The sequence below is a fragment of the Lentzea sp. NPDC051208 genome (assembly GCF_040682435.1).
Taxonomy (GTDB): Bacteria; Actinomycetota; Actinomycetes; order Mycobacteriales; family Pseudonocardiaceae; genus Lentzea; species Lentzea kristufekii.
Genome location: NZ_JBFBAW010000001.1, coordinates 16,697 through 43,286, shown reverse-complemented (window position 1 = coordinate 43,286; position 26,590 = coordinate 16,697). Strand labels below are relative to the sequence as shown.

At 69.3% G+C, this 26,590-nt stretch carries 23 protein-coding genes; 12 read left to right on the top strand and 11 right to left on the bottom strand.

From position 1 onward, the window contains the following. From AB0M48_RS00170 to AB0M48_RS00140, 7 genes are all read left to right on the top strand, one after another. Positions 1-2,727, top strand: coding sequence for a type I polyketide synthase (locus tag AB0M48_RS00170; RefSeq protein WP_363834597.1), 2,727 nt, complete (start codon positions 1-3; stop codon positions 2,725-2,727). 71 nt (positions 2,728-2,798) lie between these two features. Further along, complete coding sequence (locus AB0M48_RS00165; RefSeq protein ID WP_363834594.1) at positions 2,799-3,650, top strand: 3-hydroxyacyl-CoA dehydrogenase NAD-binding domain-containing protein; 852 nt, start codon at positions 2,799-2,801, stop codon at positions 3,648-3,650. A 45-nt stretch (positions 3,651-3,695) separates the two neighbouring features. Further along, entirely contained in the window at positions 3,696-3,947 is a 252-nt protein-coding gene (locus AB0M48_RS00160; RefSeq protein WP_363834592.1) for an acyl carrier protein, read from the top strand. An 11-nt stretch (positions 3,948-3,958) separates the two neighbouring features. Beyond that, positions 3,959-5,098 (top strand): acyl-CoA dehydrogenase family protein, encoded by a 1,140-nt coding sequence (locus tag AB0M48_RS00155; RefSeq protein ID WP_363834589.1) that lies wholly within the window; start codon positions 3,959-3,961, stop codon positions 5,096-5,098. Continuing rightward, the gene (locus AB0M48_RS00150) at positions 5,095-6,156 is read left to right on the top strand and encodes an HAD-IIIC family phosphatase (RefSeq protein WP_363834586.1); all 1,062 of its coding nucleotides are present in this window, start codon (positions 5,095-5,097) and stop codon (positions 6,154-6,156) included. Before AB0M48_RS00155 ends, AB0M48_RS00150 begins: the two co-directional genes overlap by 4 nt. Then, positions 6,153-6,896 (top strand): alpha/beta fold hydrolase, encoded by a 744-nt coding sequence (locus AB0M48_RS00145; RefSeq protein WP_363834584.1) that lies wholly within the window; start codon positions 6,153-6,155, stop codon positions 6,894-6,896. Before AB0M48_RS00150 ends, AB0M48_RS00145 begins: the two co-directional genes overlap by 4 nt. A 92-nt stretch (positions 6,897-6,988) precedes the next feature. Beyond that, positions 6,989-7,246: a DUF5988 family protein gene (locus AB0M48_RS00140; RefSeq protein ID WP_363834582.1), complete on the top strand. Its 258-nt coding sequence runs from the start codon at positions 6,989-6,991 to the stop codon at positions 7,244-7,246. Between the two features lie 84 nt (positions 7,247-7,330). On the opposite strand, the gene AB0M48_RS00135 is transcribed toward AB0M48_RS00140, so the two are convergent. The 3 genes from AB0M48_RS00135 to AB0M48_RS00125 all read right to left on the bottom strand — a co-directional run bounded on the left by AB0M48_RS00135 (position 7,331) and on the right by AB0M48_RS00125 (position 12,685). Next, the gene (locus AB0M48_RS00135) at positions 7,331-7,858 is read right to left on the bottom strand and encodes a carboxymuconolactone decarboxylase family protein (RefSeq protein WP_363834579.1); all 528 of its coding nucleotides are present in this window, start codon (positions 7,856-7,858) and stop codon (positions 7,331-7,333) included. A gap of 353 nt (positions 7,859-8,211) precedes the next feature. Continuing rightward, entirely contained in the window at positions 8,212-9,624 is a 1,413-nt protein-coding gene (locus AB0M48_RS00130) for a class I adenylate-forming enzyme family protein (protein ID WP_363834576.1), read from the bottom strand. Between the two features lie 163 nt (positions 9,625-9,787). Further along, on the bottom strand, positions 9,788-12,685 hold the full coding sequence (locus tag AB0M48_RS00125) for a BTAD domain-containing putative transcriptional regulator (RefSeq protein WP_363834574.1): 2,898 nt from the start codon (positions 12,683-12,685) through the stop codon (positions 9,788-9,790). Positions 12,686-13,444: 759 nt separating this feature from the next. Between AB0M48_RS00125 and AB0M48_RS00120 the strand changes: the two genes are divergently transcribed. Beyond that, positions 13,445-13,717, top strand: a complete 273-nt coding sequence (locus AB0M48_RS00120) for a hypothetical protein (RefSeq protein ID WP_363834571.1) — start codon at positions 13,445-13,447, stop codon at positions 13,715-13,717. A gap of 43 nt (positions 13,718-13,760) precedes the next feature. Beyond that, positions 13,761-16,319 carry a BTAD domain-containing putative transcriptional regulator gene (locus AB0M48_RS00115; protein ID WP_363834569.1) on the top strand — a complete coding sequence of 853 codons (2,559 nt, stop codon included), beginning with the start codon at positions 13,761-13,763 and terminating at the stop codon, positions 16,317-16,319. 53 nt (positions 16,320-16,372) lie between these two features. Here AB0M48_RS00115 and AB0M48_RS00110 read toward each other — a convergent pair whose 3' ends face one another. The 5 genes from AB0M48_RS00110 to AB0M48_RS00090 form a co-directional block, all read right to left on the bottom strand. Continuing rightward, positions 16,373-16,981 carry a TetR/AcrR family transcriptional regulator gene (locus AB0M48_RS00110; RefSeq protein WP_363834567.1) on the bottom strand — a complete coding sequence of 203 codons (609 nt, stop codon included), beginning with the start codon at positions 16,979-16,981 and terminating at the stop codon, positions 16,373-16,375. A 24-nt stretch (positions 16,982-17,005) separates the two neighbouring features. After that, on the bottom strand, positions 17,006-18,541 hold the full coding sequence (locus AB0M48_RS00105) for an MFS transporter (protein WP_363834564.1): 1,536 nt from the start codon (positions 18,539-18,541) through the stop codon (positions 17,006-17,008). A 179-nt stretch (positions 18,542-18,720) separates the two neighbouring features. Further along, positions 18,721-19,110 carry a zf-TFIIB domain-containing protein gene (locus AB0M48_RS00100; protein WP_363834562.1) on the bottom strand — a complete coding sequence of 130 codons (390 nt, stop codon included), beginning with the start codon at positions 19,108-19,110 and terminating at the stop codon, positions 18,721-18,723. A 104-nt stretch (positions 19,111-19,214) separates the two neighbouring features. Next, a complete protein-coding gene (locus AB0M48_RS00095) occupies positions 19,215-19,646 on the bottom strand; it encodes an SRPBCC family protein (RefSeq protein WP_363834560.1) in 432 nt (143 codons plus the stop codon). Between the two features lie 164 nt (positions 19,647-19,810). Next, positions 19,811-20,815: a carotenoid oxygenase family protein gene (locus tag AB0M48_RS00090; RefSeq protein ID WP_363834558.1), complete on the bottom strand. Its 1,005-nt coding sequence runs from the start codon at positions 20,813-20,815 to the stop codon at positions 19,811-19,813. 69 nt (positions 20,816-20,884) lie between these two features. Between AB0M48_RS00090 and AB0M48_RS00085 the strand changes: the two genes are divergently transcribed. Further along, entirely contained in the window at positions 20,885-21,550 is a 666-nt protein-coding gene (locus AB0M48_RS00085) for a TetR/AcrR family transcriptional regulator (RefSeq protein ID WP_363834555.1), read from the top strand. Here the strand turns inward: AB0M48_RS00085 and AB0M48_RS00080 are convergent. The 3 genes from AB0M48_RS00080 to AB0M48_RS00070 form a co-directional block, all read right to left on the bottom strand. Next, positions 21,531-22,172: a maleylpyruvate isomerase N-terminal domain-containing protein gene (locus AB0M48_RS00080; protein ID WP_363834553.1), complete on the bottom strand. Its 642-nt coding sequence runs from the start codon at positions 22,170-22,172 to the stop codon at positions 21,531-21,533. The two genes, AB0M48_RS00085 and AB0M48_RS00080, sit on opposite strands and share 20 nt — an antisense overlap. Continuing rightward, positions 22,169-23,710 carry an acyl-CoA carboxylase subunit beta gene (locus AB0M48_RS00075; protein WP_363835878.1) on the bottom strand — a complete coding sequence of 514 codons (1,542 nt, stop codon included), beginning with the start codon at positions 23,708-23,710 and terminating at the stop codon, positions 22,169-22,171. The genes AB0M48_RS00080 and AB0M48_RS00075 overlap by 4 nt, the downstream gene beginning before the upstream one ends. An 86-nt stretch (positions 23,711-23,796) precedes the next feature. After that, positions 23,797-24,765 carry an NAD-dependent epimerase/dehydratase family protein gene (locus AB0M48_RS00070; RefSeq protein ID WP_363834549.1) on the bottom strand — a complete coding sequence of 323 codons (969 nt, stop codon included), beginning with the start codon at positions 24,763-24,765 and terminating at the stop codon, positions 23,797-23,799. A gap of 167 nt (positions 24,766-24,932) precedes the next feature. Here AB0M48_RS00070 and AB0M48_RS00065 point away from each other — a divergent pair, with 167 nt between their 5' ends. Together AB0M48_RS00065 and AB0M48_RS00060 are read left to right on the top strand one after the other, a co-directional pair. Continuing rightward, positions 24,933-25,901, top strand: coding sequence for a hypothetical protein (locus tag AB0M48_RS00065; protein ID WP_363834548.1), 969 nt, complete (start codon positions 24,933-24,935; stop codon positions 25,899-25,901). Further along, positions 25,874-26,515, top strand: a complete 642-nt coding sequence (locus AB0M48_RS00060) for a MerR family transcriptional regulator (protein ID WP_363834545.1) — start codon at positions 25,874-25,876, stop codon at positions 26,513-26,515. Before AB0M48_RS00065 ends, AB0M48_RS00060 begins: the two co-directional genes overlap by 28 nt. The last annotated feature ends 75 nt before the right edge of the window (positions 26,516-26,590 follow it).

Genomic DNA, 26,590 nt, shown 5'->3' with positions numbered 1-26,590 from the left:
GTGACCACACCAGAACGCGACACCAGCCACGACATCGCGATCGTGGGCATGGCCGGGAACTTCCCCGGCGCTCCTGACATCGGCCGGTTCTGGGCCGACCTGTGCGCGGGGCGGGACGGGATCACGAGGATGAGCCCCGCCGAGCTGCTGGCGGCCGGCGTGCCGCAGCAGCTGGTGGACGATCCCGCTTTCGTCGCCGCGTCGGGCGTGCTGTCCGGCGTCGACCGGTTCGACGCCGACCTGTTCGGCTTCAGCAGGTCCGACGCCGAGGTGGCCGACCCGCAGCACCGCCTGTTCCTCGAGTGCTCCTGGCACGCGCTCGAGGACGCGGGCGTCGACCCCGGCCGCTTCGACGGCCTGGTCGGGGTGTTCGCCGGCGGTGCGCCGAGCACCTACCTGCTGTCCAACCTGCTGCAGAACGACGACGCCGTGCTCACCTACGGGCCCGACCACCTCGTCCTGCAGAACGAGAAGGACCTGCTCCCGTCGCGGGTGTCCTACGCGCTGGACCTCACCGGGCCGTCGGTGAGCGTCCAGAGCTGCAGCTCGACCGCGCTCGCCGCGGTCGCCGCCGGCTGCGGCAGCCTGCTCACCGGTGAGTCGGACCTGGTCGTCGCGGGCGCGGTCTCGGTGATCGTCCCGCAGCACCCCGGCTACCTCTACCGCGAGGGCGGCGAGTTCTCCCCGGACGGCGTCAGCCGCGTCCTCGACGCCGGTGCCAACGGCAAGATCCCCGGTGACGGCGTCGGCGTGGTCGTGCTGCGCAGGCTCGAGGACGCGCAGGCCGACGGGGACCGGATCTACGCGGTCATCCGCGGCTGGGCCGCGCTGCACGAGGGCAGGAACGGCCGCCAGGGGTTCGGCGTGCCCGGTGTGCCGGGGCAGACCGCCGTGATGGCCGAGGCGATGGCCGTGGCGGGCGTCGACCCTGCCGAGATCGACCACGTCGAGGTGACCGCGATGGGCACGCCCTTCGGTGACGCCGTGGAGATCATGGCGCTGCAGAAGGTCTTCGGCGTGGACGGCGTCGAGCGGGTCACCCTCGGCTCGACCGACGGCAACCTCGGCCACATCAACCAGGCCGGCGGAATCGCTCGCCTGATCAAGGCGGCTCTCGCGCTGCACCACGAGAAGATGCCGCCCGCCGTGCACTTCTCCGCACCGAACGCGCGGCTGGCGGCCTCAGGTGACCGGCTCGCGGTGGTGACGGAGCTGACCGAGTGGCCGCGTGGCGAACGCCCGCGGCTGGCCGGCGTCAACGCACACGGTTACGGCGGCGCGGACGTCCACGTCGTCATCGAGGAAGCGCCGGCCGAGGACGACGTGCGACCGCCGGCGCGTCCGCACCAGCTGCTGGTCTGGTCGGCTCACACGGCCGAGGCGGCCGACGCCGCGACCACGAGGCTGGCCGCGGACGCCGCGCGGTGGGCGGATCCGGCGGATGCCGCCTACACGCTGCAGTGCGGTCGCAGGATGTTCGGACATCGGCGAATGGCCGTCGTCTCGTCGAGCGCCGACGCGGTGGAGGCGCTGACCTCGCCGACCCGTGTGCTCGCCGAGAACGGTGTGAGCGTGCGACGAGCGGGTTTCCTGCTGGCCGGCGTCGGGGAGCAGTACGACGGCATGGCCGGTGGGCTGTACGCCTCCGAACCGGTGTTCCGCGCGGCGATCGACGAGTGCGCCGAGCTGTTCCGCGGGCACCTCGGCTTCGACCCCGTCGCCCGCCTGGTCGGTGCCAGGAAAGCGGGTGGAGGAGGCCTGGCCGCCCTGCTCGGCCGCGCGCCGGAGGCCGAAGCCGGCGAGGGCGGGCCCGCGGACACGGTCGTCGTCCAGCCCGGCGTCTTCGCGGTCGACTACGCACTGGGCAAGCTGATGACGGCCTGGGGTGTGCAGCCCTCGGTGATGGCGGGCTACAGCGTCGGCGAGTTCGCCACCGCGGCGCTCGCGGGCAGCCTGACGCTTCAGGAGGCCACCGCCCTGGTCGCCACGAGGGCCAAGCTGATCTCGGGGCTGCCGGCCGGAGCGATGGCCGCCGTGCCGCTGTCGGAGAGCGAGCTGACCGGGCTGGTCGGTGACCTCGCGGTCTTCTCCGTCGACGTCGCCGCGGTCAACGGTCCGCGCATGATCGTCGTCTCGGGCTCTGCCGAGGGCGTCGTCCAGCTCACCGAGAAGCTCGCCGCCGAGGGGGTGCCCGCCAGGCCGCTGCGGACCACCCACGCGTTCCACTCGCGTGCCCTGCGGCCGGCGGCGGCGGACCTCACCGCCTGGGCCAGGCTGAACCTCAAGCCCTGTGCCCCCGAGACGCCGTACCTGTCCAACGTCACCGGGCTGCCGATCACCGAGAGGCAGCTCAGGGACCCCGGCTACTGGGCCGAGCACATGTGCCGCCCGGTGCAGTTCGCCACCATGATCGCGCACCTGGCAGCGGAACGGCCGGACACCGCGTTCGTCGAGCTCGGCGCGGGACAGTCGCTGGGTTCGATGTTCCGCGGACACCCGGACTTCCCCCAGAAGTCCTGGGCCCACCTCGTCTCCACCCTTCCCGGTGAGGCGGACCCCCGGCAGGACACCGAATCGGCGGCCGACGCGCTGGGCAGGCTCTGGCTGTCCGGTGTGGACGTCGACTGGCGTGCCCACCAGGACGGTCGCGGAGCCAGGAAGACGACCCTGCCCGGATACGCCTTCCAGCGCGACCGCTACTGGATCGAGCCCACCGCTTCGCGCTGACGCGAGCGTGAGGGCGGCGTGGCCGACCCGATTCCCCTTCCCCATACGAGCACTGCAGTCGAGGAGTAGCGATGACGAACGTCGGAGTTGTCGGAGCCGGAGTGATGGGCACCGGCGTCGCGCAGGACCTGGCCCAGCACGGGCACCAGGTGGTCCTGGTGGACAACAACCCGGACGCGCTGGACGAGGCGCTCGCCAAGATCGAGCTGGACTGCCGGCTGAGCCGGATGCTCGGCGGTCCGGCGGTCGACGCCGAGGCGGTGCTGGCGCAGATCACCGTCGGCACCTCGCTCGAACTGCTCGCCGAGACCGAGGTGGTGATCGAGAACATCACCGAGGACTGGGAGCTCAAGAGCGCGCTGTACGCGCAGCTCGACGTCGTCTGCAAGGCGGACACCGTGTTCGTGGCGAACACGTCGGCGATCCCGATCACCAAGCTCGCCGCGCTGACCTCGCGCCCGGACAAGGTGATGGGCGTGCACTTCATGAACCCGGTGCCGATGAAGGCCGCGTGCGAGTTCATCCCCGGCTACCACACCAGTGAGCAGACCAAGGACACCGTGCGCGCGCTGCTGGACTCGATCGGCAAGAAGTCGATCCCGGTCAACGACTCCCCGGGGTTCGTGTCCAACCGCGTGCTCATGCTGACGGTCAACGAGGCGGCCTTCCTCGTCCACGAGGGCGTCGCCGACGCGAAGACCGTCGACGAGGTGTTCCGCAGCTGCTTCGGTCACCCGATGGGTCCGCTGGAAACGGCCGACCTCATCGGAGTCGACACCATCCTCTACAGCGTCGAGGTGCTCTACGAGCAGTTCAACGACAGCAAGTACCGCCCCTGCCCGCTGCTCAAGAAGATGACCGACGCCGGTCTGCACGGGCGCAAGAGCGGCGAGGGTTTCTACGTCTACCAGAGCATGGGCTGATCTCGCCCTTCGGTTCCAGCGTTTCCAGTCGAGAAAGGTCCAGAAATGTCGAACGACGCCCGCACCCGGATCCGCACCTTCATCACGACCAAGTTCCCCGACGTGACCTTCTCCGACGAGGAGGACATCTTCGCGCTCGGTTTCGTGAACTCCCTGTTCGCGATGGAGCTGGTGATGTTCATCGAGAAGGCGTTCGGTACCCGCATCCCGAACGAGGAGCTCCACCTGGGCAACTTCCGGTCCGTCGCGCTGATGGCCGACCTGGTGGCGCGGCAGACGTCCGCCGCCGTGGGCTGAGCGGAGCGGTGATGAAAGCGGAGACGCTGAGCGGACCGGCCGGCCTCGCCGAGGTCCGGCGGTTCGTGGATCTGGAGATCGCGCCGCACGCCAACACCTTCGAGAGGGCGGAGCGGATCCCGCGGGAAGTTCTGTCCCGTGTGGCCGAACTGGGCCTGTGGGCACCGTTCCTGCCCACGGAGTTCGGCGGCGCGGCCATGGACATGGTCACGCTCGGCCGCGTGCACGAGGAGGTCGGCCGGGGCTGTTCCTCCTTGCGCAGCCTCCTGACCGTGCACTCGATGGTCAGCGCGTCGGTGCACCGCTGGGGCGACCAGGCACAGCAGGAGAAGTGGCTGCGGGCGCTCGCCCGCGGTGAGAAGCTCGGCGCGTTCTGCCTGACCGAACCCGACCGCAGTGGCAGTGACGCCACCGCGGAAGGCACCACGGCGGTGCGGGACCAGGACGGGTGGGTCCTCGACGGCAGGAAGAAGTGGATCACCGGCGGGCAGATCGCCGACCTCTTCATGGTGTTCGCGGGGACCGAAAGCGGTATGTGCACCTTCCTGGTCGAGGCCGACCGGCCGGGCGTCCGGGTCACTGCGCTGCCGCACGTGTCGGGCACCACGGCGAGCATGCTCGCCGAGATCGAGTTCACCGGCGTGCGCCTGGAACCGTCCGCTCTGCTGGGCCCGCAGGGCTGGGCGGCGGGGACGGTCATGACCAACGCCCTGGGCCTGGGCCGCTACAGCGTGGCGTGCGGTGCGGTCGGCATCATCCGGGCCGCGATCGAAGCGTGCGCGGAGTACACGTCGGTCCGGTCGGCCGGCGGTGTGCAGCTGCGGGATCTGCCGCACGTGCGGCAGATGATGACCGGCATGGTGACGGCCCGCGACGCGGGCCGGCTGTTGTGCGAGAGGGCGGGCGCGCTCAACGACGCGGGCGACCCGGCGACGATCATGGCCACGTGGGTGGCGAAGTACCACGCCTCCAAGGCGGCCGTGCAGGCCGCGGGCGACGCCGTCCAGATCCACGGTGCCAACGGGTTCAGCCCCGACTACCCGGTCGGGCGGCTGTACCGGGACAGCAAGGTCACCGAGGTCATCGAAGGCAGCACCCAGGTGCAGGAGCTGACGATCGCGGCCGAGGCATATCGAGAGGTGGCGCAGTGACGCAGACGGACGTCGCCGTTTCGGCCAAGCCGAAGCGCGGCCGCATCAAATGTGTGGTGTGGGACCTGGACAACACCCTGTGGGACGGCACCCTGCTCGAGGACGGCGCGGTGCGCGTGCGTCCCGAGGTCGTGGAGGAGATCAAACGCCTCGACGCTCTGGGCGTCCTGCACTCCGTGGCCAGCCGCAACGACCACGACGCCGCCATGGCGCGGTTGAAGGCGGAAGGCCTCGACGAGTACTTCCTGTACCCGCAGATCAACTGGAATCCCAAGTCCCAGTCGGTCGAGCGGATCGCCAAGGAGCTCAACATCGGGCTGGACGCCGTCGCGTTCGTCGACGACCAGCCGTTCGAGCTGGAAGAGGTGGCGCACGCGCTGCCCGCGGTCAAGACGGTCGACAGTGCGCAGATCGCTGAGGAGCTGGCCTCGGAGGAGTTCCGGCCGAGGTTCGTCACCGACGAGTCCCGTGTGCGCCGCGACCTCTACCGCGCGGCTGTGGTGCGCGACCAGGCCGAGGTCGACTACACCGGCACCAACGAGGCGTTCCTGTCCACATTGGACATGGTGTTCACGATCAGCCGGGCCAGGCGGGAGGACCTGCAGCGCGCGGAGGAGCTGACCGTCCGCACCAACCAGCTGAACTCGACCGGCCGCACGTACTCCTACGACGAGCTCGACGCGCTGCGCACCTCGCCCGACCACCTGCTGCTGGTCGCGTCGCTCACCGACAAGTACGGCGGCTACGGCAAGATCGGTCTCGCGCTCGTGGAGCGCGGGCAGCCGGCGTGGCACCTCCGGATGATGCTGATGTCGTGCCGCGTGATGGCTCGCGGTGTCGGCACGGTGCTGCTCAACCACGTGATGCGGCTGGCGAAGGCGGACGGTGCCAGGTTGCGGGCGGACTTCGTCGAGACCGGGCGGAACCGCGTGATGTACGTGACCTACGCGTTCGCGGGCTTCAGCGAGATCGTCCGCGACGACAACCGCCTGGTGCTGGAGTCGGGCCTCGAGCAGATCCAGCCGCCTCCCGCGTACCTGAAGGTGGTCGTCGAGTGACCACGGCGAGCATCACCGGGCAGTGGCTGCCCTACGGCGGCACCGGAACCGGGACCCGGTTGTTCTGCTTCCCGCACGCGGGTGCCAGCGCGGCGGTGTACGCCGGCTGGCGTGCCGCGGGCAACGGCGACCTGGCGATCTGCCCGGTGCAGCTTCCCGGCCGCGCGGCACGCGGAAGGGAAACCCCGCACCACGATCCCGAAGCGCTGGCCGACGACGTGCTCAGCGGGCTGGGCCGTGAGTTCACCGGCGACTACGCCCTGTTCGGGCACAGCGTCGGAGCCCTGGTCGCCTACCTGGTCGCCCGGCGGATCGTCGACCAGGGCGGGCCGCCACCCCGGCACCTGTTCGTGTCGGGCCGGCCGGCGCCACAATTGCCCAACACTCGCAGGGAACTGCGCGCGCTGCCCACCGACGACCTCGTCGGGGAGCTGCGGGCGCTCGGCGGCCTCCCGGACGTCCTGCTGAAGGAGCGCTCGCTGCTGGAGATGTTCCTCCCGCTGCTGCGCGCGGACATGACGGTGAACGAGACCTACCGCCACGTCCCCGGACCGCCGTTGCCGATTCCCCTGACGGTGCTGGGCGGGATCGACGACCCCCGCGCCGGGCACGCCGAACTGGCCGCGTGGCAGGAGCTGTCCGCGGACTCGGCGCTGTTCACCTACCCCGGCGGCCACTTCTACCTGGACGACCGAGTGCCGGAGATCCTGGAAGTCGTCCGCAGGAGGATGGCCGCCTGAGCGGCCGGCCCATCCCGGTCGATCTCCAGCTCTGGCAGGCAGCAGTGAGGACGTCGCACGCGAAGTTCACGAACCCAGCGAAGGGATCCACCATGACCGAGGGTGTGCAGACCACCAACACCGCTGTCGTCGCTGACGGCAGTTCCGGCCACCTCGTCGACGCGGTGCTGCACGGCGGCCCCGCCGACCTGCCGCACGAGACGCGAGCACAGCGGGTGCACCGCGAGGAGAAGAAGGTCAAGATCCCGCACTACGGCGGGCACGAGCACTTCGAACGGGACGGCGCCACGCTCGACGGGCGCACCGAGGTGGTGTTCCGCTGGATCGGACGCACTCGCGTCGCCGAGTGAGCCGGAACGCCGGGTCGCCGCCGATGCCGCAGGCTTCGCCGCCTCCGGCATCGGCGGCTCAGTGCGTGGTCGCCTTGGGACGGCCTAGAAACCTGTCAGCTCCCTGGCGTTCCAGGAGTGCGGTAGCGCCGCGTCCTCCAGGGGCGGGCGAGCGATGTTGGTGACGTAGTTCGACATCGCCGAAATGGCCACCCCTGCGATCACCTCGAGCACCTGCTCGGTCGTGAAGCCTGCCGCCTGGAAGGCCGCCAGCTCCGTTTCGTCCACCTGTCCGCGCAGCTCGATCACTGCCTGGGTGAACGCGGACAGCGCCGCCAGTCGCCGATTCCTCGGCAGCATGCCCTGGCGGATCGCCTCCACGGCGGACGGCTCGACACCCTCCGCGAGAGCTTCCAGCGTGTGAAACGCGACCGCCCATTCACTGCGGTTCGCCACCGCGTTGGACAGGAACAGGACCTGCTGCTCGTCCGGAGTGAAAGTCCCTTCGCCGCGGAAATGACCGTACGCGGAGAAGAAAGTGTTGATCAGCGCCGGCGATTTCGCCATCAGGCCGACGTCCGCCGGCACGAACCCGGCCGCACTGCGTTGATTCCCCTGGAGGTTCGGGCTCACGGTCTGATGAAACACCCGTGAAACGCGACGGCCGATACCGCACACCCGTGATATTTCGCCCGGGTTTCGCCCGATTCGCGATGTCCGACCTTCGACGCACTCCAGGTGGAGTTCCGAGTACGGCCGTCTCGCTGTATCTGTGCACCCGAACGGCCTCGCCGGACCTGGCGATTTCGGTCGAACCGGGCAGAACGCGAGAGAGTCAAACAGGGCACGACCGGATCGGCCCGCATCGTCCGGACACGCCAGGACCCAGCGGCGTCGTCCAGTACCGCTGGGCTCGAGGGCAGGTCACGCATCCGCGGGCGGGCCAGGCCGCCGCAGGATCCCCCTGCACGCCGGCCGCCGCGGTATTACGAGGTTTTCGCGAGAGCGAGCTGTTCCAGCTCCTTGCGGTTCGGCTTTCCGTTCCGGTTCAACGGAAACCGCTCGAGCACGCTCACCCGGTTCGGCTGCTCGTACTTCGGCAGGACGGTGTTGATCAGCTCACGCCAGTGGGCCGGATCGCGGTTCTGCTCGTCCTCCACGTAGAACACGAGGGTCGAGCCGCGTCGGTCACACGGCAACGCCACGATCATCGCGACGCAGCCGTGCGCGGCCAGCGTGTGTTCGATGATCTCGGGGTGCAACGTGTACCCGTTGCGGTGCACGGCCGTCTTGCGGCCGGCGACGAACAGGTTCCCATCGGTGTCGAGATAGCCGAAGTCGTTGGTGGCGTACCACTCCCGCGCTACCGGCGTGACCGTGCCCTCCGGTCCGAGGTACCCCTCCATGAGGTCCGGGTCGAGCACCTCGATCTCACCGATCTGGCCTGCGGGGAGCTCCGCGCCGTCCTCTCCGCGGATCCGCACCGACATGCCTTCGACCGGTCGTCCCGTGCCGATCGGGTTGTCCGGCGTCGCGAACGCGACGTTGCCCATCTCGGTGCTGCCGTAGGAGTCCAGCAACGGCAGGCCGTACACCTCGAGCGCCTGCCGGGACAGGGCCGGGTCGAGTGGTGCGGCACCGCTGCACAGCATGCGGACGTCGCTGAAGGCGTCGGCGAACGCACCGCGCCTTTCCACGATGTTCAGAATGCTCTTGTAGGTGGCGGGTGTCGCGTCGACCACGGTCGCGCCCACCATTCCGGCGAGCCGCAGTGCGCGGTCGAGCCGGCGGTACGGGGCGATGACCAGCGAGCACCGCACGAGCCACGCGATGAGGATCATCGAGATCCCGTACTGGTGGTTGAACGGCAACAGCGGGAGCAGGACGTCGTCGGAACGGTGTCCGACGAGATCGGCGTTCCGCTGCAGGTTCTTCAGGAACCGGGCACCGTTCTTCACCACGCCCTTGGGCTCGCCGGTCGAGCCGGAAGACCACATGATGATGCTGTCCGGTAGCCCGCACCACGCCGAGAAGTCCAGCGCCGCGTCGGCCGGTTCACGGCCACACGCACCGACCGCGAGCTCGTAGCAGTGGACGATCTCCTGATGATCCGAAATGGGAGCGTCGTCGTCGACGATGACCATCTTCACGGATGAACGAGTGCAGGCCTGCGCTGTGTCATCGGACTTCTGCTGGTGATCGACGAGCACCACCGACGCGCCCACGTGCATCAGTGCCAGAAGCGTGCTGAGGTAGGAAACGGAATTGTCGACCTTCAACAAGACGCGGTCGCCCAGGCCGAGTCCTCGGCCGCGCAGCACGTCGGCCGCGCAAAGAGCGCGCTGTTCGAGCTCGTCAAAAGTAAGAGTGACGTCCGGGGCGAATAATTTTGCCGACATCGGAACAAACTCCTCCCAAACGACTATTGCAAAACAGGCTATTGCATGAAACCCCACCTCCCGCCCACTGCGCGGTAACCGCAGAACTGAGTAGTGCTTTCTTGCACGCCGATGTGTTGCGGAAGAGTGGAGGATTCCTCTCGTCCACACCGCCTGGCGGTGCTCAACCGCCGTTCGACGTGCCGGCGGCCGACAGCAGATTCTCCGCCGTGATCTTCTCCAGCACGGCCAGCGCCTTGCTCTCCCACAACGCGAGCCGCAGCTCCTGGAACGTCATCAGAGCCTGCTCCACGATGGCGATGGCGTAGAACGTGTCCCCGCGCTGCGACACCAGCTGCGCGAGGTCGAGCTGGATCCGCGCGGCCCCGAGCCGGTCGAGGTTCTCCTCGCACAGCCGAATCGCGCGCCGCAGCAGTCGCCCCGCTTCCGCGAACATGCGCATGCGGCCTTGTATCAGGCCGAGTGAGTGCAGCGCGTAGCTCTCGCCCACGGTGTCACCGGAGCGCTGCACCATCGTGAGCACCGACGTGATGAGCTGCTGCGCCTGGTCGTACCGCCCCTGCGCGAGCATCGCACCGCCGAGCCGGTACAGCACCTGGGCTTCTACCCGCGGACTGGAGACCTTCCGGCACATGCCGAGGGCCTCGCCCAGCTGGCCGAACGCCAGTTCCTGCTCGCCGCGGTCGAGCGACAGCTGTGCGAGGTGCGACACGACATGGGCCTGGCCGATGACATCGCCCACCCGCTTGAAGCCGGCCAGCGACTGCTCGAAGATCTGCCGCGAGACCTCGGGACGTCCTTCGGTGTACTCCAGCAGCCCGAGGTTGCGGCGCGTCAACGCCAGCCCGTGGGTGTCGTCGAGCTCGGTGAACAGTTCCAGCGCGGGCTCCAGCGCGGCACGGGAGGCGTCCATGCGCCGTTGGCTGTGGTGCAGTGAGCCGAGCGAGCACAGCAGGGCAGCGGTGCCGCGCTTGTTGCCGGCCTCGCGCACGGCGTCCAGGGCGCGTTCGTGGGTGTGCTGCCAGTCGTCGAAGCAGCTGCGGGTCTCGAACAACGTCACGAGCGTCATCGCCAGGTCCCAGCTGAGCTCGTCCAGGCCCGCGTCCGCGGTCTGCAGGACGGCCGCGCAGAGGTTCGCGCGCTCGCTTTCCAGCCAGCCCATCGGATCCTGCAGCACCTGGTCGACGTACGGAGCGGGTGGCTGCCAGCGCTTCCCTTGGCCGTGCAGCAGGGTGAAGTCGCCGCCGTAAAGGCGTCGGTGTGCTTGTTCGGCCATCGCGAGCCAGCCACCGGCGGCCCGTTCCACGGACGCCAGTTGCGTGGCCGGGGCCTCGTGCGCGGCGAGCTGTTCCTTGGCGTACAAGCGGATGAGGTCGTGGAAGCGATACCGCGGCAGGCCCGTGACGTCGCTGCCCACCACGTCCAGCAGCTGTGCGTCGACGAGGCGCTCCACGAGGTCGAAACTGTTGTGCAGGTCGCCGGTGAGAGCCGTGGCCGTCCAGACGGGGAGACTTTCCGCTTCGAGCAACGACATCAGCCGCATCACCCGGCGTGCGTCGGGTTTGAGGCTGTCGTAGGTGAGTGACAGGCTGACGCGCACGACCATGTCGCCGTGCACGAGTTCGTCGAGGCGATGGCGCTCGTCGGCGAGACGATCGACCATCGAAGCGAGAGACCAGTGGGGACGGGCGGCGAGGCGCGCGCCGATGATGCGCAGCGCCAGTGGGAGCCCTCCCACGACGTCGATCAACGCCTGGACGGCGGCCGGTTCGTTCTCCAGTCGTTGCCTGCCGATGATGCGCCCCAGCAGTTCCCGCGCGTCGTCGGAGTTCATGAAGTCGACCTCGACCAAATGAGATCCGGCCAGACCTGTCAGACGGGCCCTGCTCGTGACGATGACGCCGCACGTCGGTGAGCCCGGAAGCAGTTGGTGCACCTGCGACTCGCTGCCCGCGTCGTCCAGAACGACCAGCACGCGGCGCTTCGCGAGCATGCTGCGGTACATGTCCGCCCGTTCGTCGACGCCGTCGGGCAAGGTCGAGCCCGCAGCGCCCAGAGCGGAGAGGAAGCGGCCGAGAACTTCGGCCGGTGTGGCCGGTTGGGCCTGGGTACCGCGCAGATCGCAGTACAGCTGGCCGTCCGGGTAGGTGTCGGTGGCGACGCGGTGGGCCACGTGGACCGCGAGAGCGCTCTTGCCGATGCCCGCCTTGCCTGAGATGTTCACCACGTGCATCGTCGCGCTGTCGCCGGACAGCACGCTCTCGGCACGCGCCACCACGTCCTGGCGGCCGATGAAGTCCGAGGTCGTGGCCGGAAGCTGGTGCGGTGACACAACGTTGTGGGCCGTGGCCGGAGCCGGTTCTTCCTGATCGAGTCGCAGCCCCCGGTCATCGGTGAGGATCGCCGTCTCGAGCTGGCGCAGCTGGTCGCTCGGTTCGAGCCCGAGGCGTTCGATGAACAGGTCGCGGCCCGCGCGGTAGACCTCGAGAGCTTCGGACTGCCGGCCGGAGCGATAGAGCGCGAGCATCAACTGGCCGCGAGAGCGCTCTCTCAGCGGGTTTTCGGTCACCATGCTCTGCAATTCGTCGACGAGGGCGTGGTGGCGGCCGAGCGACAATTCGACTTCGACGCAGTTCTCCAGCGCCGACAGGCGTTTCTCGTCGAGTCGCAGTGCCTTGTTCTGCAACGTGGTACCGGCCCCGCTGAGTGCCGGTCCGCGCCACAGGGCCAACGCCGAGCGCAGCACCGTCGAAGCCTCTTCCAGGCGGCCCTGGCGGACGGCGAGCTCGGAGACGGCGACGCGGCGCTCGAACAGGAAGAGGTCGACCTTGTCCGCGGCGACTCGCAGCAGGTAGCCCGGCTGACGGGTCTCGATCTGGGCGTCGACACCGGCTCTCTTGAACTCCCGCCGGAGCGTGGACACGCAGATCTGGATCTGCGCCCGCGCGGTCGACGGCGGGGTGTGCTCCCAGACGGCGTCGATCAGCTGGTCCATCCCGACGACGCGATTGGCTTCGAGCAGCAACGCGCTCAGGACGGTCCTCTGACGTCGCGGCGGCATCGATATCTGCTCTTTCGGCCCGACCACCTCGATCGTTCCCAACAGCTTGAAAATCAATCCCTCGTCAGGGGCGAGGCTCATGATCGGCGACCCCTCGTGCCTCTATCTGCGGTATGTCGGTCGCTTTGCCTTTTTCTGATCAGGAAAGCCGATATTGCGCAAGCGGTTCTGCGGGGGGTCATGTGAATGAGTTGAATCCGATGTGAGCGATCTTCGCATCCAGCGTCTGACCTGTCCGAAGTTAACGCCGGACGTGAAAGCTGTCAAGATCTTCTTGTGTATCAATACGCGATCCACCGCAATGCGCTCGGCCCCAAGGCGCATCTCACTTGGACATGATCATGGCCAAGATGTCACCGCATATTAACTCGCCACGCACTACCCGGACTCGTCGCTGCTCAGACCGGCTGCACGGTAATTGTGCGGCCCGCCACCGAGTGGTCTGAACGCCTCATCGCCGCTGGATCGCATGGCACAGGCTGTTCGTTCGGATCGCCGAGCCTTTCGGTTGTCGCTTGTGCTGCAACGCATTCTCCGGATTGCGGCCGGCGGTGCGGTATCGGCGGTGGGCTGACTGGCGAGTCAGTTATGCGGTAACGCATCGGCTCGTTGACCGCCGCCATCGCGGCCAATTGATACGCGATGGGGGCTCGCGATAGAACGACGATGGGCGGCACTCCTAACTTCGCTCTCAGGTGCCGCACGGAGGTGCTGCATCACGACTCGGGCCGAGACCCGATCAAGCAATAGGAGACCGACATGTTCCGCAAGGCGACCGCTGCCGCCCTCGTCCTCTCCGCTGTCCCGGCGGTGCTGACGATGACCTTCCTCGCCGGCACCGCGCAGGCCGACGACACCCGGCGGACTGATGGCGTCGAGTGCGACGCACGGTGGACTCACATCGCCGCCGACGGAGACACGCCCTGGGGTGCGGTCACATTCACCGACACCCCGTGGGGACGGTCCATCCGGACTTCTGGCCTTCCGATCAACGGAGACTCTTCGCAGCGCGGCGACACCCCTTGGGGCTGACCTCTCCTCCGTGTCCGGACAACGATTGATGGAGGCCAGAACCATGCGATTCCACCTGCTGGGCCCACTGGAAGTTCTCGACGGCGACTTACCCGTGCCTCTGGGCGGCGTCAAGCAGCGCGCGGCTCTGGGGTTCCTGCTGTTGCAGGCCAACCGGGTGGTGGCCACGAGCAAGTTGCTCCACGCGTTGTGGCCACGGGACGTCCCGCCGACGGCGCGCAAGATGCTCCAGAACGCCGTCTCAGGGCTGCGAGGCGTTCTCGCGTCGCATGGTGGTAGCCCCGAAGGGGCCCCGATGCTGCTGACCCACGCGCCGGGGTACCTGCTGCGCGTGGACCAGAACTCGCTCGACCTGTCGCGCTTCCAGCAGCTGGCCGAACAGGGGAGGGGCGAGCTCGCCGCGGGCAACTGGACCGCTGCCGGGAAGGTGCTCCGCAGTGCACTGGGCCTGTGGCGCGGACCGGTGCTGGCGGACCTCGCCGAGACCGGGATCAACTGGCCGGAGCTGACCGCCATCAAGGACTGGAAGCTGGCGGTGCAGGAGGACTGCTTCGAGGCGGAGCTCGCCTGCGGCAGGCACGGGGAGATCATCGGCGAGCTCGAGTCGTTGATCGAGCTGGAGCCGTACCGCGAACGGCTGGGCGGCCAGTTGATGCTCGCGCTGTACCGGTGTGGCCGGCAGGTGGACGCGCTGAGCGTCTACCGCCGCACGAGGGCGGCACTGGTGGCGGAACTCGGCCTCGAACCGGGCCGCGAGTTGCAAGAACTCGAGCGCGCGATCCTCGACCACACGCCCACGCTGGATCTTCCGTCGTCGGTGCAACGCAGGCATCTGCTCGCCGTGGGCCAGGACCCCGATCCCGTGCGCGCGCCTGTCGTGATCACGCGGCCCGCCGAGGAGCCCGTCGCTCCGGCGGTCGTCGTGGACGCGCCGGACCTCGCGACCGCGGAGCGGAAGCTCGTGAGCGTCGTGATGGTGTCCGCCCAGCTCGGTCTCGCGGCCGGTGACGGTGACCCGGAGGACGTCGACGCGGTGCACCAGGAGGTCGCTTCCGTCGTCTCCGCCGAAGTGTCCCGGCTGGGTGGTGTCGTCGGCGGCAGCGTCGGCTCCGTGTTCCTGGCCCTCTTCGGCGTGCCCAGGACCGCCGAGGACGACGCTGACCGCGCCGTTCGTGCTTCCGTCGCCATCCGCGGCCGGCTGGATGCCGTTGCCGGGGTGCAGATCGGCGTGGCGACCGGCAACGCTCTCGTGCGGCTGCCGTCGACGGGCGTACCCACCGCCAGTGGTGTCCTGCTCGACCAGTGCCGTCAGCTGATGGCGTCGGCACCACTGGGTGCGGTGCGTGCGTGCGACTCGACCCGTGACGCCGCCGACTCCGTGATCTGGGAGGACGACAGCGCCCCGGCGGGAGGCTGGCAGGCGATCTCGTGCGTGTCACCGCGTGGTGCGACCCGCCGCCCGCAGGCCGCCGTGCCGTTCGTGGAACGCGAGCGCGAGTTGCTGGTGCTGCAAGGGCTTCTCGACGAGGTCCGCACGCGTCGCCGCCCGCACTTCGTGACCGTGCTCGGCGAGGCCGGCATGGGCAAGACGCGGCTCGTCAACGAACTCGCCACCTCGAGCACGCCGGCTTTTCGTGGCACCGCGACGGCTTTCGGCGACGACCACGGCTACGGGCCGCTGGCCGACGTCGTGAGCGGGTTCTCCTCCTTCCCGACCCTGCACGCCGACCTCGTGAGGCTGGTCGGTGTCGGTGAACTCGCCGACCGGCTGCACGCGAGCCTGGCCTGGCTGGACGATCCCGGCACCGAGGTGCGGCCGGACTTCCCGGCGTGGCGGCGGTTCCTGGAGGAGGTCGCGGAATCCGAACCACTGATCGTGCTGCTGGAGGACGTGCACTGGGCGAACGACGTGGTGCTCGACTTCGTGGAGGAGTTGAGCGAAAACGCCGGTTCCGTGCCGTTGCTGGTGATCGCGACCGCGCGACCGGAGTTGCTGCAGCGCCGGCCCTCGTGGTTCGGCGGCAAGCGCAACGCGACCACGATCAGCCTGGAACCGTTGTCCCACAACGGAACTCGTCAACTGCTGAACTCACTGCTGCAGGCACGGGAGTTGCCGTCCGAGCTGTGGCAGACGCTCGTGTCGTGCGCCAGTGGCAACCCGCTGTTCGCCACCGAATACGCCGGCATGGTGGCAGACCCGCGCACGTCGTGGCCGCAGAACGAGATCTCGCTGCCGGTGCCGTCCTCGGTGCGAGGGGTGCTGACCGCTCAGCTCGACTCGCTGCCGATCGAGGTGAAGGCGGTTCTGCAGGACGCCGCACTCACCGGTGGCCTCGTGTCACCCAGCTCGGTGGCCGCGACGGGTCAACGCGACGCCTTCGAGGTCGCCAAGGCGCTGGAGTTGCTGGAACAGCGGGACTTCCTGCGCCGTCAGGGCCGCAACAGCGAGACCGGCGAGATCGAGTACGGGTTCCGGCACCTGCTCGTCCGCGACGTCGTCGCCGAGCAGATCCCCCGTGCCGAGCGGGCGTCGAAGCAGGAACGGGCGCGGGCATGGCTCGGCCGGCTGGGACTCGACCTCACCGACCGCCGGGCTGGATGACCCGGCGAAACCCTGAACGCCGGGCCGCGTCCCACCCCCACGCGGCCCGGCGTTCAGCTTTGCGTCAGCGAGTGCACGTTCCGTCGCAGGACGTCCATCAGGAGATCCGGCGTCGAGCGCTGCGGGTGCAGGACCGCCTGCATGGTGAGTCCCTCCAACAGCGCGCTCAGCCGGAAGCACTCGATGCCGAGATCCAGCTCCGCGGGCAGTCCACCGCGGTCGACGGCCCGGTCGAGGATTCTGCTGATCAAGCGGCGCGTGTGCTCGTGGTGTTCCGCCGCGACCTCGTGGAGTGAGGGCTTCGTCCGCGCGACACCGATGAAGGCCAGCCAGACGGCCATGTCCTCGCGGCGCGCCCGGTCCAGCGGAAGAAGCTCGGCCAGCAGTTCCGCGACCAGCACAGCGCTGCTGAGACCGTCGGCGGGCAGTCGGCCGAAGCGGGTGGCCGCTCGCTGCCTGATGCGCAGGCCGACCTCGCGCATCGTGAAGACCACCAGCTCGTCGTGGCTCTCGAAGTAGTGCCGGATGGCTCCGACGGAGAGTCCGGTCTCGTCCGCGAGGTTGCGCAGGGACGCGCCTTCGACACCGGTTCGGATCATGATCCGAACCACCGCATCGCCGACGGCTTTCCGCCGCTCTGCTGGGATCACTACTTTCGGCATGGTTTCCTTCGTGGCCCGGACTGCTCAGGTGCCGAGCGGGGAGTCCTGTTCGCGCGCTGTTTCCTGTTCGATGACCTTGGGGACTCCGCGCAGGAACCTCGCGACGACGAGAGCGAGCAGAACCGTGATGGCGGCGCTGAAGATCATGCTCGTCCGGATGCCGCCGAGGTACGCCTCGGTCGCGGCCGCCTGGACGGCTGTGGCGGCCGGCTCCGGCAGGCCGGAGGCGACGGCCGCGCTGAACGACTCCTGGACTCGCTCGGCGACCGCCTGCGGAACACCCTGAGGTAGGACGAGCTGCGCTCGGTAGATCCCGGAGATGACGCTTCCGACGATGGCGATCCCGAGCGAACCGCCGAGCTCGTACGCGGTCACCGAGATCGCGGCGGCCGCTCCGGCGCGATCTCGGGGAACGGTGCCGAGGATCGTGTCACCGGTGACCGTCAGGGTGAGACCCGCGCCCGCACCGACCGCGATCTGCGCGACGACGACCAAGGTGTACGGCGAGGACGCCTGGACGGTGCCGAGCATGCCGAAACCGATCGCGGCGAGAACCAGCCCCAGTGCCACCGCGTTGCCGCGGCCGAGCCTGTTGATCGCCGTCGCGGCGAGCAGGCCGCCCGCCACCACGGCCGCCAGCGCTCCCGGTACGTAGGCGAGTCCTGCCTTCAGCGGTGTCCATTCGAGGACCAGCTGGAAGTACTGGCTGATGATGAAACCGAACGCGGACAGGGTGAACACCGCGACCAGGTTCGATCCCACGGACGCGGTGAACTCGCGGCTGCGGAACAGCCGCAGGTCGATCAGCGGAACGGGCAGCCGCAGCTGGCGCCGCGCGAACAGTCCCAGCGTGAGAACGCCCAGGAGCAGAGCGCTCAGCACGTCCGGTTGCCACAGACCCACGTGGAAGATGGACTTGATCGTGTAGACCACCGAGACCACGCCGATCACGGACAGCAGCACGCTGGCGAGATCCAGTCGCAGCCGATGCGGCGCGCGCGACTCCGGTATGAACTTGGCCGCGGCGAGGATCAACAGGGCGATCGGGACGTTCACCAGGAACACCGAACCCCACCAGAACTCGTTCAGCAGAACGCCGCCGAGGATCGGCCCGACCGCGAAGCCCGCCGCGGAAACGCCCGCGCTGGCGCCCACCGCGGCCGTGCGAGCCCGTTGCGTGGTGAACACGACTCGCAACAGGGACGTCGTCGCGGGCAATATCGCCGCCCCTGCCACGCCCAGCAAAGCCCGCGCGATGATCAGCAGTTCAGCGGTCGGCGCGTACGCCGTCAGCACGGACGCCACCGCGAACGCGATGACACCGCACACCAGCATCCTTCGTCGCCCCACCCGGTCGCCCAGGTTGCCCATGGTGACCAGAAGGCCTGCCATCGTGAACCCGTAGATGTCCACGATCCACAGCATCGACACGCTGGAAGCACCGAGCTGAACGGTCAGCTCGGGCACCGCCAGGTACAGCACGGTCATGTCCACCGTGACGATCAGCTGCGCGAGGCACGACACGAAGATCGTCGCGTATCCCGCCGCCCGGCTGTTCATGCGACGACCATCGCGACACGGCTGCGGCAAGAGGTCCGAACGCGCGTGTGGTGCCCGCGCGCTCTTTTGCGTCGCTCGGCTCGACACATCTGCAACTCCGAAGTTGTTTCGGTCCAAGGCGCGCGATCGCGCGCCACTTGAGCTTTGCGGCGCTTCTGCAGGAACCTGCGGGAAGGAACTCAGCCGAAGATTTCGTCGAGAAATCCCCACTTGTCCTTTTTCTTCTTCTTCCCGCGAGAGTCCCTGCCGTCGCCGAAGAAGTCGTCATCGTCGTCGCCCCAGAAGTCGTCCTTCTTCTTGTGGGACGGCGGTGCCGGGTGGTGCGGCGCCGACATCGGCGCAGGCTGGTACGGCGGTGGGGCCTGCAGGGGAGAGGAGGTCTGACGGAACTCAGCCGACTGCAGATGGGTGCGGTAGGACAGCAGGATCTGCTCCAACTCGCCGTTGTCGAGGTAGATTCCCCGGCAGTTCTCGCACTGCTCGAGGTGAATCCCGTTCCGGTCGAAGGTGTGCATGGCGTGTTGGCATTTTGGGCAGATCATAAATCCAGAATAGGGCGACGCACCCACCGACGCCCCACTCCTCCGCCTGCGGCGGTAACTGCCCGGTAATCGCGCACCCATTCGGCGGGAACCGGCTTCCGTCGCCGGCCCGCAACCGGGAGACCTGCTCCTCACGACTCCAGGCAGGCGCGCAACCGCTCGAGGTCGGCGGTGATGCTCTTGCGCACCTGCCGCGCCATGAACGGCGTGGCCCAGCCGAAGAACCTGCCCGGCGCGCCACTGGCACGTATCGCGACAACCGTGCCGGCTGGTGCCTCCGTCAGTTCGTAGCGCACTGTCATCGGGAACGGCCGGTCCACCTTCAACTCGACCAGCCGGTCCGGATCGTGTTCGGTCACGACGTAGCCGTAGACGAACTCACGTCCCAGGAACCGGGCCGTGCGTTCCACGGTCGCGCCCTTCACGAGCGGTCCGGGCCGCGCGGGCCGGCTGGAGGTGATCCCGCCGGTCCACTGGAGATCGTTGGCCGGGTCGAACATGAACGCGGCGACGTCGGAGCGCGACCGGCGGACGAGCACCTCGGGCCGGACGTCGACCGGCATGCGGCACCTCCGCGGTGGAACGGGGCCGTGGCGGTGTGGATGTACCGCGCGCGTCTCGTGCATCATCGCCCATCTCCGGATGACGCGCCGGAGTCGATGCCGGGTCCGCAGCGATCAGTGGCGACGGTGCTCGAGGCGTTGCCGTGCCCTGAGTGTTCCCGGTCTCACCGGACCGGGTGGGTGAGAGGTTGCCACGTGGTGCGGGTGGCCACCGGCACGGTGACGGGCAACCGGACGACGGAATGAGGGCCGGCGGCGAGGTCGGCAGCGTCGAAGACGGCCAGGTCGCTCGAAGCGCCGTGACGCACCGGGATCACGAGCCACTCGCCGGCGAGTGCGGGCTGGCCGAGGCGATGACCGGCGCCGAACGAGTAGGCGCCGTCGCCGTACCGGAACACCGTGGTGCCAACGGTTCCGTAGATCTCGTGATGCCGCCGTCCGTGGCCCTCAGCGCGCGCGATGGCGGATTCCGCGTAGGTGAGGAACTCTTCGTCCGCCTCGCCCGTGCCGAGGTCGAGGGTCCAGCGGGTCAGCTCACGCGGTCCGTCGGGCGAGGTCTGCCGCAGTGCGTCGACCACCACCTCCTGGCTGTTCTCGAAGGCGTTGACCGCGTCCGGCACGAAGCACGGTGAGACCGGGAACCACAGGGGATTGCCGCGGGAACGTCGTGGCAGGAGGCCGATCCGAGCCTGCTTGGCCGATCGCCAGGAGAAGGGGGTGCGCAGGCCGACGAGTTCCGCTGCGCGGTCGTGCACCACGGAGACGTCGAAGACGACCACGTGGTCAGGGGTCAGGGCGACGGTGTCGATGCGCGTGGGGCCGCTGAGCACGAAACAACGGCCGCGGCGCACCGCGCCCGAGGCGCTCATCGTCACGTGCTCGGCCAGGGGGGAGCCTGGCCTGGTCGCGATCGTGTGCCACTCGCCGGTGCGCGGATCCAGCACCGGGCGGGCGATGCGCAGGCCGTCGCGCACCGCCGGGGCGAGGCTCGGCACGGTGCCCAGCAGTGAGTGGTCGGTGCGGGCGCGGTGCCAGGCCGCTGTGCCGTCGGAGAGGCGGACACCGGTGATGGAGACGGGATCGGCGCCGTGTGCCGGGTGGGGGATGGACTGCAGGAACCGGCCGCGCAGGTTCGCGGGCAACGAGCCTTCGACGAGCAGTGCTTCCACGGTCGCACCTCCGACCATTGCATAACAGTGTTGTCCTAAACATATCGCTGTTATGCAACAATGTCAAAGGTGAGCCCACGTCGAACGGACCCGCGCACGCACACCGCCCTGATCGAGATCGCCGCCGCGTTGCTCGCCACCGAGGGGCCCCAGGCTCTTTCGACACGTCGCATCGCGGCGGAGGCCGGCACCTCGACGATGGCCGTCTACACCTACTTCGGCGGCATGAGCGGCCTGGTCCGGGAAATCGTGCACGAGGGTTTCCAGCGGCTGCAGAAGCACCTCACCGCGGTGCGCCCGACGTCCGACCCGGTTTCGGACCTGGCGTTGCTCGGCCGCGCGTACCGGTTGAACGCGCTGGCGAACCCGCACCTGTACAGCGTGATGTTCGGCGGTGCGTCGCTCAGCGGGTTCTCGCTGACGGACGAGGACCGCCAGCACGGCCGGTACACCCTGACGGGCGTCGTCGAGTGCGTGGCGAACTGCGTCGCGGCGGGCCGCTTCGGGGAAGCCGACGTCGCGCACGTCGCCCACCAGATGTGGATCGCGACCCACGGACTGGTGACCCTGGAACTGGGCGGGTACCTGGCGGCACCGCTCGACGGTGAGGCGTTGTTCGATCCTCAGCTCGTCGCGTTGATGGTGGGAGCGGGGGATCGGCCGGAACTGGCTGCCCGGTCGGTGCGGGCGTCGCGGCGCCGGGCCGAGCGGGAGCTCAGTCAGCAGGCGGGATGAACGGTCCCCAGGTGAAGGCCTGCAGCCACGGTCCGGGCGGGCCGTCCCAGTCGAGAGCGGCGATCTCCGCGTGGGAACGTCTGCCCGCGAGGCTGCGGTGCAGGTCGTGGTTGTCGGCTCGTAGAGTGCGGACCACCGGCCCGTCCCCCGTCGTCCAGGACGTCGTCGGGCTCTCGATCCGCAACGCCGGCAGGTGGTGTGCCCGCACGGAGGCGGAGAAGCCGCCGGCGAGCAGGTCCAGCGTGCTGCGGTAGGCGGGGTGATCGGGGTCGGCCGGGACGTCCAGGGCGGCGTGGAGGTCCAGCAGGTGGGTGAACGCGTCCATCACCATGCGGCCGGCCGAGCGCGGGCCCTCCAGCTCGACGAGCGGCTCGAGGACGTGGGAGACGCGGTCCCACTCCCGCAGGCCGAGTTCGACGCCGGGTTGCCGGGGCAGTGCCGTGCCGACCGGCGATCCCAGCCGTGCCGCCACGTTCCCCGCCACCTCGAGCAGGTGCGCCACCAGGTCCGTGACCGTCCACTCCGGACACGCGGGTACCGGTGCGTCAGCCACCCGCGGCGTCGCCAGCAGGCCGATGTCGAGCCGGACCCGCCGGTACAGCAGGTGGTCGGGCGCGGTCACAGGGGCACGTTCCCGTGCTTGCGCGCCGGGGCGGAGGCGCGTTTCGTGTTCAGCATCTCGAGGCCGCGGGCGATCGCCGCCCGCGTCTGCGCGGGGTCGATCACGTCGTCCACCAGGCCGCGTTCGGCGGCGTAGTACGGGTGCATGAGTTGCTCCGTGTACTCGGCGATCAGTTCGGCGCGCAAGGTCAGCGGGTCGGCCGCGGCGGTGAGCTCCTTGCGGAACAACACGTTCACCGCGCCTTCGGCCCCCATGACCGCGATCTCGTTGGTGGGCCAGGCCAGGGAGAGGTCCGAGCCGATCGAACGGGAGTCCATCACGATGTACGCACCGCCGTACGCCTTGCGGATGATGACCTGGATGCGGGGCACGGTGGCTTCGCAGTAGGCGTACAGCAGCTTCGCGCCGTGCCGGATCGCGCCTCCCTGCTCCTGTGCGGTGCCGGGCAGGAAGCCGGGCACGTCGACCAGTGTGACCAGCGGGATGTTGAAGGCGTCGCAGAACCGCACGAACCGCGCCGCCTTCTGCGCCGCCGCCGAGTCGAGGACGCCCGCGAGCACCAGCGGCTGGTTGCCCACCAGGCCCACCGTCCGGCCGTCGACGCGGCCCAGCGCGCAGATCACGTTGCCCGCCCAGTGTTCGTGCACCTCGATGAACTCGCCGTCGTCGACGACCTCGGCGATGACCGAGCGCATGTCGTACGGCTTGTTCGGTTCGACCGGCACGAGCTGGGCCAGACGCGGCCGTTCGTCCGTGGTCGCACCGGCCGGTTCGTCGCAGGGAGGACCGTCGAGATTGTTGGCGGGCAACAAGGACACGAGGTATCGCACGTCTGCGAGGCAGGTCTCCTCGTCGTCGTGCACGAACGTCGCGACGCCTGACTGGCTGCCGTGCACGTCCGCGCCGCCGAGTTCCTCGTGCGTCACCACTTCGCCGTTCACGGCGGCGACGACGTCGGGTCCGGTCAGGTACATCTTCGCCGTGCCGCGCACCATGAACGTGAAGTCGGTCAGCGCGGGGGAGTAGGCGGCGCCGCCCGCGCAGGGGCCGATCACTACGCTGATCTGCGGGATGATCCCGGAGGCCGCCACGTGCCGGCGGAAGATCCCGCCGTAGGCGTTGAGGGCCATGACGCCCTCCTGGATGCGGGCGCCGCCGCTGTCGTTCAGGCCGATCAACGGGCACCCGGCGGAGATCGCCAGGTCCATCACCTTGTGGATCTTCGACGCGTGCGCCTCGCCGAGCGACCCGCCGAACACCGAGAAGTCCTGCGCGTACACGAAGACCCGGCGTCCGTCGATGGTGCCGGAACCCGCGACCACCCCGTCCGTGTGCGGCCGGTTCTCGGAGATCTTCATGCCCCGCGCCTGGTGCCGCCGGTACAGGTCGATCTCCGTGAACGAGCCGGGGTCGAGCAGCAGGTCGAGCCGTTCGCGGGCGGTGTGCTTGCCGAGCGCGTGCTGACGGGCGACGGCGTTCTCGTCGCCGGCGAGGACGCGTGCCCGCAGCCGGTCGGACTCGTCCAGCACGGACTTCATCGAGCGCGACTCCGGTGCCGGCGCGGGGCGGGGTACCGCGACCGGCACGAGGTCGATCGGCCGGAGCGCACGTTCCGACAGGTCGGTCACGCCGTCCTCCCCGCCAGCCAGCGAACGGTGTCGGCCATGGTCTCCGCCAGCGGCCGGGCCAGTTCGGACGAGACGAAGCGCTGAGCGTTCCGGCACGTGCGGATCGCGCCGCCCTGCACCGGTACGGGCCACGGCCACACCCGCTGCAGCGCGTCGGCGGCCAGTCCCACCGGCGCCAGGGCCGCGGCGGGCAGGAACACGGCGGGCAACCGGCGCCCAGTCACCTCGCGCAACGTCCGCAGGTACTCGCGCGTCGAGACGAACCGCCCCGGTCCGAAGCACCGCTGCGGGCCGCCTGTGAGCAGACGGGCGTGCATCGCCGCCGTGTCACGGACATCACCCAGCGGGAAGCCACCGGTCGGCCAGATCGGCATGAGCCCTCGCAACGTCGCCCGCAGCCGTGCGGTCTGGTCACCCAGCCGCGGGTCGTGCGGCCCGAGCAACGCGGGCGGGTAGCTGATCACGGCGTCGTGGTCGCGCGCGATGATCTCCGCCGCGGCCTTGGACGCCGTGTACGCCTCGGAAGACTTCGCCACGGCGGAGTTCTCGTCGAGCGTCGAGCCGCCGAGTGCCACGAAGCTCGACACGTGGACGATCCGTCCGGCCCCCGCTCGCCGCGCCGCCCCCAGCACGGTCTCGGTGGCGATCACGTTGGTGCGCCGCATCTCCTGGCGCCTGCGCGGGTCGAACGAATAGACGGCCGCGGCGTGCAGCACCGCGTCCGCACCGCGCACCAGCTCCGCGACCCTGCCGGCGTCCGTCGCGGCACCGGCGACCACCTCGACGGCGGCGGGATCGACTCCCAGCGGGCGCAGCACCTCCGGCACGACTTGCGGGTTCCTCGCGAGCAGCCGGACCCGGTGCCCTGCCGCGACGAAAGCCGCGACCGAGTGCGATCCGACGAAACCCGTCCCTCCGGTCACGCTCACCAGCATCAGCACCCCGTTCGCCGCGACGACGATCACCAGCCTGCCTTCGCCGCAGCCGGGGTGCTTATCCCAGAGTGCGATGTCCGCCCCGGCGCAACCCCGCACTCTGGGATAAGCGATCGACGCCACCCCGACTCATCCTGTGATGGGCGCAACAGCGCCTGTCCTTTGTGGACCAATGCAGGCGGCGGAGGAGCACACCCATGTCGACGGACAAACCCGCGCTCACCAAGGCGCGGCCCATCGCCACGTCCGCGTTCGTCAACGGCCACTTCCCACGCAGGCCCGGTCTGATCGTCCTGCTGAGCGCGCTCGCGGGCTTCGGGCTGACGGTCGTGTGGTCGGCGCACTTCGTGGACTCGACGATCGGGGACAACGTCGCGAACACGTTGCTCGGCCAGGACGCCAAGGCCACGCCGATCGCGGGTGTCGCCGCCGGCATCGCGTTCGCGTTCGTCACGGGTCTCGCGGGCACTTTCACCGCGTGCAACATCGCGGCGTTCGGTGCGATGGCACCGATGCTGGGCGGTTCGAGCAGCCGGTCCGAACGGATCCGCGGCGCGCTGAAGCCGTTGGTGTGGCTGTCCGCCGGCATGCTCTCGGTGTCGGCGGTCTACGGCGTGATCGTCGGACTCGTGGGCACCTCGATGCCCCAGTTCTCGACCGCGCAGGCCGTCGCGGGCACGCTGAACGGCCGCAGCGTGCAGTCGCTGATCGTGTTCGGCGTGATCGGCGTGGTGATGACCTACCTCGGTCTGGCCGCGCTGGGCGTGGTGCGCGACCCGTTCGCCGGCATCGCGAAGCGCTTTCCCAACGCGCCCATGGTGTTCATGGGCGTGCTCATCGGCGGGTTCCTGATCGGCCGCCCGTTCGGCCTGTTCCGGAAGCTGTTCCGCGACGCGGCGGAGAGCGGCAACCCGCTCTACGGCGCCGCCGCGTTCTGCCTGCAGTCGCTCGGCAACATCGCGGTGCTCGCGCTGGCGCTCGTCGCGACGGCGGCGTTCCTCGGCACCGGGGCCCGGCGCTGGCTGACGGAGAAGCCGGTGCGGCTCGCGGTGATCACGGGCGTCGCGCTGATCACCATGGGCGTCTTCACCTTCCTGTACTGGGACGTGCGGCTGCTCGCCCGGCGCGAGCTGATCCCGTGGTACCCGACGGCGCCATGGGCGTGAGCGACGCGGGCCTGCGGATCGCGGGGCTGAGCAGGCTCGCGCAGGTCAGCATCCCGACGATCAAGTTCTACCTGCGATCCGGTCTGCTGCACGCGGGACAGCGGACCGGGCCGAACCAGATGCGCTACGACGAAAGCCACGTGCGCAGGCTCCGCGTCGTGCGCGCTCTCATCGACCGCGGTGGCCTGTCGGTCGCCGCGGTCGCGGAGCTCGTCGGCCGCCCCGGCGGCAGGAACGTGCCCGACGTGCTCGCCACCATCTCCCGCGACGCCCCGCCCGACGCCACCGGGGAAGCGCGGGCGAAGTGGCGTGACCGCATCGACGAGGTGCTGGCCCGGGACGGCCGGAGCGTCGCGGGCGACAACGCCGCCGCGACCGAGCTGGCCGGCGTGCTGGCGGGCCTGGAACTGGCGGGACACGCACCGGACGACGCGCTGCTGGAGGCCTACCTGAGGGCGGGGGCGACGGTCGCGCGGGCGGAGGCGGACCAGGCGCGTGGCGCCGGTGCGACGCGTGAATGCGCGGAACGGCTGCTGGTGTCCGTGGTGCTGGGCACGGTGGCGCTCACCGCTGCCCGCAGACTCGGCCACGAGCTCATGGCCGAGAACGACTGACTGCACCGCAATTGGAAAGATGCAAATTGCCACAGGTTCGGTCGAAGATGGAGGGAGCCGACAAAAGGAGCGCTG

Bases quoted from the DNA above. Each gene is read 5' to 3' on its own strand.
- AB0M48_RS00065 (WP_363834548.1), top strand. From the start codon at position 24,933: ATGTCGACGGACAAACCCGCGCTCACCAAGGCGCGGCCCATCGCCACG.
- AB0M48_RS00130 (WP_363834576.1), bottom strand. From the start codon at position 9,624: ATGTCGGCAAAATTATTCGCCCCGGACGTCACTCTTACTTTTGACGAG.
- AB0M48_RS00105 (WP_363834564.1), bottom strand. From the start codon at position 18,541: ATGAACAGCCGGGCGGCGGGATACGCGACGATCTTCGTGTCGTGCCTC.
- AB0M48_RS00115 (WP_363834569.1), top strand. From the start codon at position 13,761: ATGCGATTCCACCTGCTGGGCCCACTGGAAGTTCTCGACGGCGACTTA.
- AB0M48_RS00125 (WP_363834574.1), bottom strand. From the start codon at position 12,685: ATGCCGCCGCGACGTCAGAGGACCGTCCTGAGCGCGTTGCTGCTCGAA.
- AB0M48_RS00160 (WP_363834592.1), top strand. From the start codon at position 3,696: ATGTCGAACGACGCCCGCACCCGGATCCGCACCTTCATCACGACCAAG.
- AB0M48_RS00075 (WP_363835878.1), bottom strand. From the start codon at position 23,710: ATGAAGTCCGTGCTGGACGAGTCCGACCGGCTGCGGGCACGCGTCCTC.
- AB0M48_RS00120 (WP_363834571.1), top strand. From the start codon at position 13,445: ATGTTCCGCAAGGCGACCGCTGCCGCCCTCGTCCTCTCCGCTGTCCCG.
- AB0M48_RS00140 (WP_363834582.1), top strand. From the start codon at position 6,989: ATGACCGAGGGTGTGCAGACCACCAACACCGCTGTCGTCGCTGACGGC.
- AB0M48_RS00095 (WP_363834560.1), bottom strand. From the start codon at position 19,646: ATGCCGGTCGACGTCCGGCCCGAGGTGCTCGTCCGCCGGTCGCGCTCC.
- AB0M48_RS00110 (WP_363834567.1), bottom strand. From the start codon at position 16,981: ATGCCGAAAGTAGTGATCCCAGCAGAGCGGCGGAAAGCCGTCGGCGAT.
- AB0M48_RS00155 (WP_363834589.1), top strand. From the start codon at position 3,959: ATGAAAGCGGAGACGCTGAGCGGACCGGCCGGCCTCGCCGAGGTCCGG.
- AB0M48_RS00165 (WP_363834594.1), top strand. From the start codon at position 2,799: ATGACGAACGTCGGAGTTGTCGGAGCCGGAGTGATGGGCACCGGCGTC.